10 protein-coding genes are annotated in these 13,381 nt (G+C 60.5%); 9 read left to right on the forward strand and 1 reads right to left on the reverse strand.

Features of this window, described 5'->3' with window-relative positions:
- The first annotated feature begins 20 nt into the window (after window positions 1-20).
- From MHX53_RS07055 to MHX53_RS07070, 4 genes are all read left to right on the forward strand, one after another.
- Window positions 21-1,238, forward strand: coding sequence for a sensor histidine kinase (locus tag MHX53_RS07055; RefSeq protein ID WP_239271732.1), 1,218 nt, complete (start codon window positions 21-23; stop codon window positions 1,236-1,238).
- On the forward strand, window positions 1,235-1,900 hold the full coding sequence (locus MHX53_RS07060; RefSeq protein ID WP_239271733.1) for a response regulator transcription factor: 666 nt from the start codon (window positions 1,235-1,237) through the stop codon (window positions 1,898-1,900). The genes MHX53_RS07055 and MHX53_RS07060 overlap by 4 nt, the downstream gene beginning before the upstream one ends.
- A 197-nt stretch (window positions 1,901-2,097) precedes the next feature.
- Window positions 2,098-2,844 carry an ABC transporter ATP-binding protein gene (locus tag MHX53_RS07065; RefSeq protein WP_239271734.1) on the forward strand — a complete coding sequence of 249 codons (747 nt, stop codon included), beginning with the start codon at window positions 2,098-2,100 and terminating at the stop codon, window positions 2,842-2,844.
- On the forward strand, window positions 2,841-5,327 hold the full coding sequence (locus tag MHX53_RS07070; RefSeq protein ID WP_239271735.1) for an ABC transporter permease: 2,487 nt from the start codon (window positions 2,841-2,843) through the stop codon (window positions 5,325-5,327). The genes MHX53_RS07065 and MHX53_RS07070 overlap by 4 nt, the downstream gene beginning before the upstream one ends.
- A gap of 101 nt (window positions 5,328-5,428) precedes the next feature.
- Here MHX53_RS07070 and MHX53_RS07075 read toward each other — a convergent pair whose 3' ends face one another.
- On the reverse strand, window positions 5,429-6,715 hold the full coding sequence (locus tag MHX53_RS07075) for a GNAT family N-acetyltransferase (RefSeq protein WP_239271736.1): 1,287 nt from the start codon (window positions 6,713-6,715) through the stop codon (window positions 5,429-5,431).
- 102 nt (window positions 6,716-6,817) lie between these two features.
- Between MHX53_RS07075 and MHX53_RS07080 the strand changes: the two genes are divergently transcribed.
- The 5 genes from MHX53_RS07080 to MHX53_RS07100 all read left to right on the forward strand — a co-directional run bounded on the left by MHX53_RS07080 (window position 6,818) and on the right by MHX53_RS07100 (window position 13,324).
- A complete protein-coding gene (locus tag MHX53_RS07080; protein ID WP_239271737.1) occupies window positions 6,818-7,708 on the forward strand; it encodes an ABC transporter permease in 891 nt (296 codons plus the stop codon).
- On the forward strand, window positions 7,705-8,715 hold the full coding sequence (locus MHX53_RS07085; protein ID WP_239271738.1) for an ABC transporter permease: 1,011 nt from the start codon (window positions 7,705-7,707) through the stop codon (window positions 8,713-8,715). Before MHX53_RS07080 ends, MHX53_RS07085 begins: the two co-directional genes overlap by 4 nt.
- A 143-nt stretch (window positions 8,716-8,858) precedes the next feature.
- On the forward strand, window positions 8,859-10,511 hold the full coding sequence (locus MHX53_RS07090) for an ABC transporter substrate-binding protein (protein WP_239271739.1): 1,653 nt from the start codon (window positions 8,859-8,861) through the stop codon (window positions 10,509-10,511).
- Window positions 10,508-12,079 carry an ABC transporter ATP-binding protein gene (locus tag MHX53_RS11795; RefSeq protein ID WP_239271740.1) on the forward strand — a complete coding sequence of 524 codons (1,572 nt, stop codon included), beginning with the start codon at window positions 10,508-10,510 and terminating at the stop codon, window positions 12,077-12,079. Before MHX53_RS07090 ends, MHX53_RS11795 begins: the two co-directional genes overlap by 4 nt.
- Window positions 12,080-12,082: 3 nt before the next feature.
- Window positions 12,083-13,324 carry a CPBP family intramembrane glutamic endopeptidase gene (locus MHX53_RS07100; protein ID WP_239271741.1) on the forward strand — a complete coding sequence of 414 codons (1,242 nt, stop codon included), beginning with the start codon at window positions 12,083-12,085 and terminating at the stop codon, window positions 13,322-13,324.
- The last annotated feature ends 57 nt before the right edge of the window (window positions 13,325-13,381 follow it).

Below are 13,381 nucleotides of genomic sequence, written 5' to 3' on the forward strand. Positions count from 1 at the left end.
CTCTACCTAAACTAATGAGCATGAGAAAACCGTGGCACGTGAGGGCGTCGCAATTCATGTCGGCCCACATGTGGGTGGTGGACTCGCTTTTATTCGCTGCTCCACTGGTGCTCTTTACGGTTGCATTTCCGGCGTATGAGCCCGGCCTGCGTGGGGTACTTCAGGTCGTGCTTTTGGTCGCGATGAGCGCGTCGCTCGTGTTTAGGCGAACGTTTCCCCTGGTCACTGGGTGGATCGTGGTGGCGACTGGGTTTCTTTACGCGTTGACGTTTGCATTCCCGCACCCAGCCCTTATCACCGTCCCTATTACTGTGCACGCGGTCACGGCTTATGCACCTCGGCGGTGGGGAAAGATTTTCCTGGGCATTGGAATTGTGGCGGCGTTTATCTTTGCGGCCAGTAATTTCACGTATTTGTATGTCTCTGATGCCCGGCTTTCGGATGTCACCGCTGGTGAACTGCTGTTCATAGTGTCGGCGGCGCTGGTTTTCCCGATGGTGACGGTGGCGCTGGCGTGGACGCTTGGGGATATTCATTGGCGCAAGCGTGATGATGCGCAGCGGATTGCCGAGCGCAACGCGCTACTGGAGCGCGAACGTGAGAATGAGATTCGGCTGGCGTCCGATGCGGAGCGGATGCGAATTGCACGCGAGATGCACGACATTGTTGCCCACTCGATGTCGGTGATTATTACGCAGGCTGATGGTGGTCGTTATGCCGCGAAGGCTTCACCACGGGCCGCGGTGACCGCGTTGGAAACGATTGCAGAGACTGGCCGTGAAGCGCTGAGTAACTTGCGTGGGATGTTGGGTGTTCTGCGTGATCCCAGTGCCAGCGCTCAGACTACTCCGATGCCAGGTATTCACGACCTCGGCAGCCTGGTTGAGAATGTGCGGGCGGCGGGGCTTGAGGTGACGTTGAGTACTGCGTCGGATTTGCCCGAGTTGGCGCCGGCGGCTCAGTTGGCGGTGTACCGGATTGTGCAGGAGGCGCTTACCAATACGATGAAGCACGGTGGGCCGGATGCGCGTGCGGATGTCACGGTGGAGCCTGGTGAGTTGGGGATTGTGGCGCGGGTTGTTTCGACCGGTCGGGCCGCGTCTGCTGTGGCGCCTGGGTCTGGGGCCGGCATCCAGGGGATGAAGGAGCGTGCGCATATTCATGGGGGTTCGCTTACGGCCGAGCCCACTGAGACTGGTTTTCTTGTTCAGTTCACTCTTCCGGAGGACGTGACATGACGGTTCGGGTGTTGCTTGTTGATGACCAAGTGTTGGTGCGGGCGGGTCTTGCGATGGTGATTGATTCGCAGGATGACATGCGAGTGGTGGCCCAGGCGGAGAACGGCAGTGAGGCGGTCGAGGCGGTGCGGGCGCATGCGGTCGATGTGGTTCTCATGGATATTCGCATGCCGGTGATGGATGGGTTGACTGCTACGCAGGAGATTGTGGCGTTGGGTGATGCTGGGGCGTTGCCGCAGGTTCCCACCATCATTGTGTTGACGACGTTCGATACGGATGATTATGCGTTGACGGCGTTGCGGTCGGGTGCGAGTGGGTTTTTGTTGAAGGATGCCCGGCCCGAGGTGTTGTTGGACTCGATCCGTCAGGCGCACGTGGGTGGCGCGGTGATTGCGCCGACGACGACGCGCCGGCTGTTGGAGACTGTGGTGACGGCGCCTGCGGTGCCGAGTGAACACGCCCAGAAGTTGGAGCGGCTCACGGCGCGTGAACGTGAAGTGTTTGAGCTGGTGGCGCGTGGGAAGTCCAACGCTGAAATTGCGGGCGAGCTGTTTATGGCGGGCCCCACTGTGAAGACACACGTGGGTCATATTCTGACTAAACTCGAGGTGCGCGACCGCATCCACGCCGTCATCTTCGCCTACGAGGCCGGCGTCGTGTGAGGGACGAAACGGCGCAAAACGAGCGAAACTGCGCATTATATTGCGTAGTTTCGCTCACTTTGCGACGTTTGAGCTGAACTACTCCCCAAAAACCAACCTCACCCCACCCAAATCTCATCCTCAAGGATGAGCCGCACACCCAAAGCCATATCCCGCAGGCTGATGTTTCCGCCACACAACTTAGCGACAGTAGAAACATGAACACATCTACGTCATCAGCATTCCCCGCGATTTCGGCTCGCGGCCTCAGCAAAACCTACGGCACCGGCGAGGCGGAACTCACCGTCCTCAACCACTTCGACATCGACATCCAATCCGGCCAGTTCACTGCGATCATGGGCCCGTCCGGCTCGGGTAAGTCAACGCTCATGCACATCCTGGCCGGCCTCGACACCCCCGACTCTGGCACGGTCACGCTCGCCGGCCGCGCCATCACAGGAATCAGCGACACCAAGCTCACCCGCATCAGGCGCGCCCACATGGGCTTCATCTTCCAGGCGTTCAACCTGATACCGGCCATGACCGCTGACGAAAACATCATGCTCCCGTCCAAACTCGCCCGCAAAAGCATCGACCTGGACTTCAAGAACGCGATCGTGGAAAACCTGGGCCTGAGCGAACGCCTCACCCACCGCCCGCACGAACTCTCCGGTGGCCAGCAGCAGCGCGTGGCCGTGGCTCGCGCCCTGGTAAACCAGCCTGACGTCATTTTCGCTGACGAACCCACCGGCGCCCTGGACAAGCGTTCCGGGACCGAGGTGTTAGAGACTCTGCGCGCATGCGTCTCCGAGATGGGTCAGACAGTCGTCATGGTGACCCACGACCCGGCAGCGGCCGCGTACGCCGACCGTGTGGTCCTGCTGGCTGACGGAAACATCGCCGGCGAGGTCTTCGACCCCACCGTTGAAGAGGTTTCCCAGGCCCTTCTGGAGGTCACCAAATGATCGTCAAAGCGAATCTTCGTTCCGGTGGTTCGCGTCTGGTAGCTGCCGGAATCACCGTCATGGTGTCGGTGGCATTCGTCGTTGCAGTGGTCAGCCTGCTCACTGCGTTTAACAACACAATGCGCGACCAGTTCAGTGTGCAGTACTCCGGCGCCGACCTCCTGGTCTCCCCTGACGAAAACGATCTGACGGACAAAACCCAGAAGACCGTCGCATCGGTAGACGGCGTGAAAGACACTCAGATCATCGACCAAGGCTCCGTGTTCACCACCTCGGACGAATTCGCGTTCGTCTCCGTGTGGCCAAAGCACAGCGGCATCTCAATCACAGAAGGCCAGGCCCCTTCTAAAAAGGGCGAACTTCTGTACGACGCGAAAATGGCGGAAAAACAGAACAAGAAAGTGGGCGACAAGGTCGAACTCGTCGTGCCCTCTGAAGACGGCGAAGGCGAAGACACCCACACCTTCACAATCACCGGTCTGGCACAGGTTCCATCCAGCGTCCCCATGTTCTTTGCCACCGACGTTTCGAACCTGTACCCCGCCACCGACCACATGCGCGTTTTCGTCGACAACCCGTCTAACGTCGCCCAGGTCCAAGACGCCGTCGCGAAAGCACTGGCCGGCGCCAAGGACGTCAAAACCGAGGACACCAGTGCCAAATCAGCCGGCGGCCTCCAGGTTTCTACCCCCGACCAAATCGTGCAGCAACGCATGAAGGAAATGACCGGTGAAGCAACGACCCTGGTCGCTTTCATCGCCGCCTTCATCATCGTCGCCCTGTTCGTCGCCGGGCTGGTCATCTCCAACACGTTCCAGGTGCTGGTCGCCTCACGCACCCGCACCCTGGCACTCCTGCGCGCAGTTGGCGCCACCCGCTCCCAACTCCGCAACGCGACCCTCGCTGAAGGCGCAGTCCTGGGTCTCATCAGCGCGATCCTCGGTGTCTTCGTGGGCTGGGGCTTCGCGGTCCTGCTGACACTGGCCGCACGTGCCTTCTTCCAGCCCACCTTCGCGCTGGCGCCGCTCACCCTCCTCGCAGCCGTTCTCGGACTGGCCGTGGGTGTTACCGTGACCGTCATCGCCTCGTTCTGGCCCGCGCTCAAAGCCACCCGAGTGTCCCCTATCGACGCGCTGGCACCCGCCGACATCCCAGCCCCGGCCTCCCGGTTCCCGTGGATCCGTCTGGTAGTAGGGACACTCCTCACCGTGGTTGGAGTCGCCGTGCTCCTTCTCGGCGCCGCCATGGGAGAACTCCTCCTGGCACTGCCCGGCGGCATCCTCGCCTTCAGCGGTGTTCTGGTGCTCAGCCGCGTATTCGTACCACCCATGGTTGCCCTGATCGGTCGCGCCGGAGAAGCGATCTTCCGCTCCCCCGCCTTGGGCCTCGTCGCACGCAACGTCAAACTGTCGCCGCGACGCACAGCCTCAACGACCTCGGCGCTTTTGGTGGGCGTCACCTTGGTGGCGACCATCCTGGTGGGCGCGCAGACCGCCCGCACCACCGCCAACAACGAACTCAACCAGGACGACCCCATCGACGTGGTGGCGACGTCGACCTCGGACAAGACCGCCGACACCATCAAAAAGTCGGACGCCGTAGACAACTTCGTCACCCTCCCGGGCGTGCAGGCCAAAGCCTCCGTGCCACTGGGGCACCAACTCGACGAAAAAGACGACTCCCTGACCCAGGTCGTGGGCGTCGACACGCACGACCAAGCCACCAAGGACGTCCCACGCGACACGCGCTTCCTTCCCGAACCCGGCACCGTGAACGTGCGCGACACCCCGGACACCAAGAAGCACGACGGCAAGAAGGTCGACCTCACCGTTGGCAACAAGAAGGTCAGCCTCACACTCAAGACCGTCGAAGGCGTGCCCCCAAACACGGTTGTTGCCAACAAGGCCGACGTCACCGACCTGGGCCTCGAAGAGTCGAGCGGTCAGACGTGGGTGCGTGTCACGAGCTCCGCATCCGCGCAGGACATTTCCAAGCTCCAGGCTCAGCTGGAAAACTCTGGCGTGATCGCGTACGTCGACGGCGCCAGCCTGCGCGCGCAGTTCTCGCAAGTCCTCAACATCATGACCGGCATTGTGCTGGGACTGTTGGCCACCTCGGTCATCATTTCGATCGTGGGCGTGGGTAACACGCTTTCCCTGGCGACTATGGAGCGCAAGCGGGAGACGGCTCTGTTGCGGTCCATGGGGATGTCGCGGTGGTCGGCGGCGTTCATGGTTGCGGCCGAGGCGGTCCTCATGGCCCTCACGTCGCTGGTCGTTGGTCTGGGGCTGGGGATCCTGTTCGGCTGGACCGGCGTGCGGTCTCTCCTGACGGCCGACGGCCTCGCGGTTCCGCTGGGGATTCCGTGGCTCATGTTTGGGGTGCTCGCGGTGGTGGCGCTCGTGGCGGCCCTGGCAGCCTCGGCGCTACCGGCAATCTCCGCCTCCCGCACTCAACCCGCGCAAGGCGTGGCAATGCGGTAGGGCACCCACCGGGAAACGAAAAAGGAAGCGTGGAGTCCACGCTTCCTTTTTCGTGCTGTTAGCCGTTGAGCTAAACGGACCTCAAAGTCCGGACCTCACACTTAGAAGTCGTTCGGTGTGTACGGTGCGCGTTCCAGCGCGAACAGCGACCGAGCTTCCAGGGCCGCATCTGGGCGGACTTCCGTGATGCGGCCGGCACGGGCAAGCACCACAGGGTCGGCGCCACCCAAGTACAGGGAGCCCAGCTCAGAAACGTTCATTTCCAGGTCGGCAGGTTCGCCGTCCTCCAGCTTGGTAACGGTCGCTTCCTGACCGTCGGATACCAGGCGGTACGTGCCGTCGGCGAATCCCATGTCGTCGTTGATGCGCAACGTCAGTTCGCCACCAACCAGCCACGCGCGCGCTTCCAGCGACTTCTTCACATCGAGGATACGCAACCAGATTCCGTCGTTTTCGTTGACGATCTTGGCACGGCGCGGGTCCGTCAAGAGCCACGGCAGAGGTGACTGGTGCGCTGCGTTGTTGAACTTCACCTTCACGCTCAAGTCGATCGCACCCAGGAATGCCCACAGGGCCGAGTACGCGTCGTTGCTCACTGCGATGAAGTCAAGCAGTTCCAGGGTTCCGTGGGACCAGTCGTCACCTGCTTTGTGCTTAAAGGAAACGAAACCGTCTGGCTTTCCATTTTCGTCATAGTGCAGGGCACCGCGCACGGCGTCATCGGCTTCCCCGGACTCAAGGTCGTGCCCGGCCGCGAAGTCGTAGAGCGCCTGCTGACGGCCAATCGCACCCGGTGACTTTTTCTGGAACTCTGCGTAGATCTGTGGCGCCAGTTCCTGCAGTGCCTTCGCGTCGCATATTTCAACGCGGCGGTCAGGTTCGGCAATCAGTTGGAAACCAGGGGATGTGTCCACTTCCAGGTCGGTGAGCCAGGATGCCGCCCCAAAGCCAAAGCGACGGTAGATACCACCTTCGGTGACCGTGAGCGCTGCGAACGGGTAGCCTGCGTCAGCTGCGTTGGTGAGGTTTTCCGTCATGAGGCGACGCAACAACCCGCGCCTGCGGTGAGTGGGGCGCACCGTCACCCACGTGATGAGGTGAGCGGGAATGAGCTTTCCGCCACCTACGTTCACGTTCTTTTCGAAGTGCGCAAAGGTCGCAACTGGAATGTCGGAATCCAGCGCGTGGTCGTATGACTCTTGGGTGTAAGCAGCAGTGAACACACGATCGTCAGCGATCGCACGATTCACTCGTTGTAGCAGCTTTTCCCCCGACACGCGCTTGTCGTGGAACCCCGCACGCACCGCATGAATGTAGTTGGTGGTTTTTGCATCTGGGGTGTTGTCGGTGATGGTGGGCTTGAACGTCTCAAAAATGTAATCGGTCACAAACTTCAGACTAACGCACCTAGCGGAATAAATGTCATGCGTAGCCGGTTATGCAGTTGGCTTTGAGCCTACCCATGACCTTTACCCGTACAGAGGAACCGAATGGAACGTGTTGCGACGCGCATCAAATGGCCGCGCCTGATGAGCAATTCAACTGCTCGCGCAGGATTCGTCATTGTTGTGTTCTTTTTGTGCATGGTTCCTGCAGCCCCAATTCTGACAGCGATCACCGGTAACGACCCACACTCGTTCAACACCGACCTACTGCGCCCGGACGCCGTTCCGGCCGGCGCGTTCGGTGGCATGAGCCTCCAGCACCCCCTGGGCGTTGAGCCAAAGACCGGCCGTGACTTGCTCGCGATCGTCACGTGGGGCTCGCATGTGTCTCTCTTCATCGGGCTCGCGTCAACCGCGGTGTCAGTGCTGATCGGAGTGGTTGTTGGCGTGGCCGCGGGCTTCTTCGGTGGCGTGTGGGACCGGCTACTTAGCCGCGTCACCGACATCGTGTTCGGCTTCCCGTTCCTCATTTTCGCCATCGCGTTGGCAGCCGTCATCCCACCTGAAGTCAATCGGTCATTGGTCCTGGTGGCAGTGATTGGCCTTTTTGGCTGGCCCTCAATCGCACGAGTGGTCCGCGCGGAAACCCTGAGCCTGCGCACCCGCGGCTTTGTGCGCGCAAGCATCGCTCAAGGCGCAAGTGGCTTCCGTACCATCACGCGCGAAATCTTGCCAAGCCTTCTTGCCACGATCCTGGTTTTCACGACTCTTTCCATCCCCGGCAAGATCGGCGCTGAAGCCACACTCAGCTTCTTGGGCGTAGGCGTGGACCCGTCCACGCCGTCGTGGGGCCGCACCATTTCAGACGCCATCGACTGGGTCCAAGTCGACCCCGCGTACCTCCTGTTCCCGGGACTCGCGATCTTCCTCATCACGCTGGGGTTCACTCTCTTAGGCGACGGTCTACGCGACGCAGTGGCAGGTGAAAAAGCATGAAGTGGTGGCCCATAACTCGTTTCCTCTTGTCACGCCTGGCCGGTTCCTTGGTGGTGCTTCTGGTCATCGCCGTGGCAAGTTTCGCAATCTTCTACATGCTCCCCAACGACCCAGCTCAGCTCAGCTGTGGTAAGCCGTGTACGCCGGAACGCCTCGCTGAGGTGCGCGCGTACATGGGCATCGACAAACCGTGGCTGGTCCAGCTGGGCGCGTTCTTGTGGGGCATTGTCGCCGGTCGCACGTTTGGTTCCGGCCAAGCCGCCATCGAATGCGCAGCCCCGTGCTTCGGCTATTCCTTCCGCTTGCGCGCAGACGTCAGCGACCTCCTCGCTGACCGCATCCCGGTCACCTTGTCGATTGCGATCGGCGCCCTGGTGTTGTGGACGGTCGTGGGTGTTGCCATGGGTACGTGGGCGGCCCTTCGCCGAGGTCGTTTCACCGACCGTGCCCTCACGGGTCTGTCTGTGGTTGGGGTTTCGGCTCCCACCTATTTAGTGGGCCTGCTGTTTATTCTGCTGTTCGGGTTCACCCTCAACGTACTCCCGATTGGCGGGTACGTGGCGTTTACCGATAGCCCGTTCCAGTGGGCGTTCCACCTGATTTTGCCGTGGGTCACGTTGGCAATCATCAACGCAGCAATCTATGTCCGGTTCACCCGTGGTTCAATGCTCGACATTATGAGCCAGGACTTCATTCGCACCTCCCGCGCAATCGGCCTCACGGAGGGCCAGGTTGTGGGCCGTCACGGTTTGCGTAACCTCGTGGTCCCCATTGCGACTCTTGTGGCCTTGGACTTTGGATCCCTTCTAGGCGGCGCCGTTGTGACCGAAAAGGTCTTCTCAATCCAGGGTGTCGGTTCCCTCCTGTTGGACGCCGTAAACAACTTGGATGTGCAGCTGGTGGTGGGTGTAACCCTGTTCGCTGCACTGGCAGTGGTTCTTGCGAACTTCTTAGTCGACATCGTCTACGGGGTTCTCGACCCCAGGATCGGGGCTCCCACGTCATGATGATTCGGTGGTACTTAACCAGGTGCCCGCGCATCGCGTTTGTTTTCCCGCCCGGAACCCGATGTTGAGCGCACGCCAACTCACGCACTCGCTTGCCGCGCACACGTGGCTGCCTCAACAACTTTCTTGACGCAAAGGAAACAATGAAACATCTCAAAACTCTGTCTGCCATTTTTCTTGCAACCACCATGGCAGTCACCGGTTGCAACGCAAACAACTTTGACGAAGAGAAGTCCGGGCTGGGAGAAACCGCTAAGGGTGGAGACTTGACGATCCTCACCTCGGGCACGGAAATGGACATGGACCCAGGTAAGAGCCAAGGTCTGGCCATTACGTCCCTGGGTCTGGTGGCACGGCGTCTGACCACGTGGAAGATCCAACCGGATGCCACCCCCGAGGTCGTTCCCGACTTGGCTACGGACACCGGGACTCCCAGCGAGGACGGTAAGACCTGGACGTTCACCCTGAAAGACGGCGTGACGTTCGAAGATGGAACCCCGATTACGTCCAAGGACATCAAGTACGGGATCGAACGGTCCTTTGCGAAGGAACTTTCGGGCGGTCTGAGCTACCACAAGACGCTCCTGAAGGGGGCGGAGAAGTTCGCCGGCCCGTTCGATGGCAAGGAGCTCGACTCGATCGAAACACCGGACGACAAGACCATCGTGTTCCACCTCAACGAAGCGTTTGGTGACTGGCCGTGGATCGCCTCGATGCCCGCTTTCACCCCTGTGCCTAAGGACAAGGACAAGCCGGCGGAATACGGGAACGCGCCTGTCGCCTCGGGACCCTACCGGGTTGAATCAAACACCCCGGGCACTTCAATGGTTCTCAAACGCAACGACAACTGGAACCAGGACACCGACAAGGTTCGCACAGCCGGCCCGGACACCATCACGTTCAAGATGAGCCAGGACCCCACGGTGGCGGCGCAGTCGCTGATCAGTGACTCGAGTGAAGCGCAGACCTCGTTTGGTGCGGACTTCATCCCTGCAGCTCAGTTGGCGCAGGCGCAGAAGAACCCGTCCGCGAAGTCCCGTTTGGTGACCAGCGGTGATGGTGCGTTGAAGTATCTGGCGATTAACACCGAACGCATTTCAGACGCCGACGTTCGCAAGGCGTTGAACTTCGCGGTCGACAAGAACGCGGTTCGCATCGCTTCCGGTGGTGAGATCTCCGGTAGCTTCGCTTCCACGCTCATTTCACCCGGAATCCCTGGGCGCCAAGATTACAACCTGTACGAGGCACCGGATTCTGGGGACGCTGAAAAAGCCAAGCAACTACTCGAAGGCAAGGACGTGGGCACGCTGACGCTACTGACCCGCAACGACCCGATCTCGTCAGCCCAGGCTCAAGCGATCTCGCAAAGCCTCAGTAAGGCAGGCGTGAAGGTGCGGATCAAAGCTGAAGACACCAACTCGTTCTCTGCGGACGCGACCCAGGGCGAAGGTGACTACGACCTGGTGCTGTCGTCGTGGCAGCCGGACTTCCCATCAGCCAACGCCAACATTGAGCCCCTGTTCGCGTCGTCGCAGATTGGCAACGGAAACTACAACATTTCGCGGTATTCCAACCCCAAAGTCGACGACATGATCAGCAAGGCAACGCACACGATCGACGATAAAGAGGCGCAGAAGTTGTGGGCTGAAGTCGACAAGGCGATCATGGAAGACGCACCCGTTGTTCCGCTGATGTACACCAAGAACTCGTTCATGCACGGTTCTAAGGTGGAGAACTTCATCATCGGTTCGTTCCCTGCCTACCCCAACTACCTCAAGGTGTCGCTATCTCAGTGAGTGCTTTAGAGATTCGGAATGTGTCGGTGTCGTTTAACGGTGCCGAGGTCACCCACGACGTGAGTTTTGACGTGCCGGCATCGTCGGTGGTTGCGCTTGTGGGTGAGTCTGGTTCCGGTAAGTCGGTCACGGCACTTTCGCTGTTGGGTCTCACCGGGGCTTCGGTCACCGGTGAGGCCCACCTGGCCGACGGCACGGAACTCATTTCTGCCTCGCCTCAGCTGCTGCGTTCCGTGCGTGGGAAGCGCATTGGCATGATTTTCCAGGAGTCCATGGGGGCTTTCGACCCCATGTACACGATCGGGCATCACGTGCGTGAAGCCATGCGTGCGCATGGAACTGAGACCCCCGTCGCCGAGGTGTTAAAGAAGGCCGGTCTGAAAGATCCCGAGAGGATCGCGGGGTCGTATCCTCATCAGCTTTCGGGTGGGCAGTTGCAGCGTGCGATGATCGCGCTTGCGACTGTGCATTCGCCTGAAGTCCTCATCGCCGATGAGCCCACCACGGCCTTGGACGTCACGGTTCAGGCGGGGATTTTGGATCTGTTGCGCGACATCGCTGACGAACGCGCGGTCCTGTTGATTACGCACGATATGGGAGTCGTTGCCGATGTTGCGACCCATGTTGTTGTGATGAAGGACGGGCGTGTGGTTGAGACAGCGGGTGTCCGTGACCTGTTTGAAAACCCGCAGCACCCGTACACGCGGACACTGCTGGAGTCGGTGCCCCGGATTACGGACCGGGCCGCGGACGAGCAGGACACGGGTGAGTCTGTTGCGGCTCAGGTGGAGCACGCCCGGGTTGAGCACGGGTCGACGGTTGCGCTTAACGATGTGTCACTGACGATCCCCGCCCACACGATCGTGGGGTTGGTCGGTGAGTCAGGCTCTGGTAAATCGACGATCGCTAACGTGCTTACGGGTGCGCAGAAGCTTGCCAGTGGGACCGCCGAGGTCGCAGGGACTGCCGTTGTTCCGGGGACTTCCCGGCAGCAACGGCGGTTGCGGTCGCGTGTCGGAGTGGTGTTTCAGGACCCGGCTGGTTCGTTGAATCCTCGGCGCACGATTGGGGCTCAGATTGCTCAGCCGTTTGAGTTGCACACGCGGTTGTCGCGCCGAGATATCGCGCGCAAGGTTGATGAGTTGCTGGGCGACGTTCAGTTGCCTGTAGAGTTTGCGCGCCGTTTCCCGCGGGAACTGTCCGGCGGGCAGAAGCAGCGCGTGGCGATCGCCCGAGCCTTGGCGCTGGAACCCGACCTTCTCATCGCAGATGAACCCACCTCGGCCTTGGATGTTTCTGTGCAGACCGGGATCCTGGACCTGCTTGCCGAACTGCACGAGAAGCGCCAGTTCGCTTCCCTGTTCATCAGCCATGATCTGGCGGTGATCAGTCAGGTGGCGTCGCGTGTTGTTGTTTTGCGCGATGGGCGCGTGGTGGAAGAAGGCGAGACGGGGCAGGTTTTGGGGGCGCCCAATTCGGACTATACGAGGTCGCTCATTGAGGCAGCGCCCGTGCCGGATCCTGTTGAACAAGAATTGCGCCGCGAAAAGTCGCGCGGATATCGTTGAAGCATGACTACTTCCCATGGCGTAACCCCACCGAACGTTCCACATTCCCACAACGGGCCGTTTGAAACTCCTGCGCAGGAGCCACGTAACGAACCGTTCGAGAACCACTATCGCACAGCGCACGACCGCTGGTGGATGGGGCTCGTGGGGATTGTTGCGACCCTCATCGTTTTCTTTGTCGTGTCGATTGTGGGTGGCATTGTCGCGGTGGCAGTTGATTTGGCGACTGGCGCGACTTCACAAGAAGACGCCATGGCCGGCAAGATCACCAACACTCCGCTGTTGTTGCTCACGGTGAACCTGTCGCTCATATTGGGTGGTCTTGTTGCTTGGCTCGCGCACCGGATTCTGCACAAGCAGCCGTGGTCGCGCATGTTTTCAGTGTTGCCGCGCATGCGGTGGAAGTGGTGGGGGCTGAGCCTGGCGTGTACGGTGCCGTTGTTCGCGCTGTACATGGGAGTCGGGTTTCTCTTTGACAACGGCGCAATTCAGGGGTCGGGTGACTCGTCGTTCACGTTTGACGGTACGGCGTTGGCGTACTTGCTCATCATTGTGTTGACCACGCCGTTTCAGGCCGCGGCTGAAGAGGTCATGTTCCGTAGCTACGTTCCGCGCGTCTTTGGTTCGTGGATCCCGCGCGTGGGAGGCGTAGTAGGCGTCATTGTTGCCACGATCCTGTTCACGCTTGCGCACGGAGCTTCCGACCCATGGCTGTGGGCGTACTACGCGGTGTTTGGGCTGGTCATGGCTGCGCTCACGCACTTCTCTGGTGGTATTGAAGCCCCCGTCGTTGTCCACGCAGTGAACAACGTGACCATGTTCCTCATAGCGTTGTTCTCGGGCGATATTTCTAATGCGTTCGAACGAGGTGAAGGCTCCGGTGGCGCGTTCATGCTGTTCCCAATGGTGGCGCTCATCGTTATTGCCGGTGTTTTGACGCTTGTTGCGCGTTGGAAGAAGGTCGAGACTGTGGCGCCCGTTCACGTTCGTCCGGTTAAGCAGGACCAGGTTCCTTATGGACAGCCGGGGCAGGTTCAGACGGGGCAGCCAGGTCAGGTTTCGCAGGGTCAGGTTCCTCCAGCTCAGCCGGGTCAGTCTGGGTACGCTCCGCAAGGACAGCCGGGGCAGGTTCAGCCAGGTCAGCCCCAGGGCCAAGTTCCTCCAGCTCAGCCAGGCCAACCTGAAGCGCGCCCGCAGCAGTCGTTCGAACCTCCAGCGGACCCGACGAACCGCCCGCACGCCTAACTCGCACGTGACAGATTAGCTCAGGCCACCTCGGGGCCAGTCGAAACGGCGCAAAGT

Origin of the sequence: Brevibacterium sp. ACRRH, from assembly GCF_022346365.1 — a bacterium.
In the GTDB taxonomy this organism is placed as follows: Bacteria; Actinomycetota; Actinomycetes; order Actinomycetales; family Brevibacteriaceae; genus Brevibacterium; species Brevibacterium paucivorans.

Bases quoted from the DNA above. Each gene is read 5' to 3' on its own strand.
- MHX53_RS07055 (WP_239271732.1), top strand. From the start codon at position 21: ATGAGAAAACCGTGGCACGTGAGGGCGTCGCAATTCATGTCGGCCCAC.
- MHX53_RS07060 (WP_239271733.1), top strand. From the start codon at position 1,235: ATGACGGTTCGGGTGTTGCTTGTTGATGACCAAGTGTTGGTGCGGGCG.
- MHX53_RS07065 (WP_239271734.1), top strand. From the start codon at position 2,098: ATGAACACATCTACGTCATCAGCATTCCCCGCGATTTCGGCTCGCGGC.
- MHX53_RS07070 (WP_239271735.1), top strand. From the start codon at position 2,841: ATGATCGTCAAAGCGAATCTTCGTTCCGGTGGTTCGCGTCTGGTAGCT.
- MHX53_RS07080 (WP_239271737.1), top strand. From the start codon at position 6,818: ATGGAACGTGTTGCGACGCGCATCAAATGGCCGCGCCTGATGAGCAAT.
- MHX53_RS07085 (WP_239271738.1), top strand. From the start codon at position 7,705: ATGAAGTGGTGGCCCATAACTCGTTTCCTCTTGTCACGCCTGGCCGGT.
- MHX53_RS07090 (WP_239271739.1), top strand. From the start codon at position 8,859: ATGAAACATCTCAAAACTCTGTCTGCCATTTTTCTTGCAACCACCATG.
- MHX53_RS07100 (WP_239271741.1), top strand. From the start codon at position 12,083: ATGACTACTTCCCATGGCGTAACCCCACCGAACGTTCCACATTCCCAC.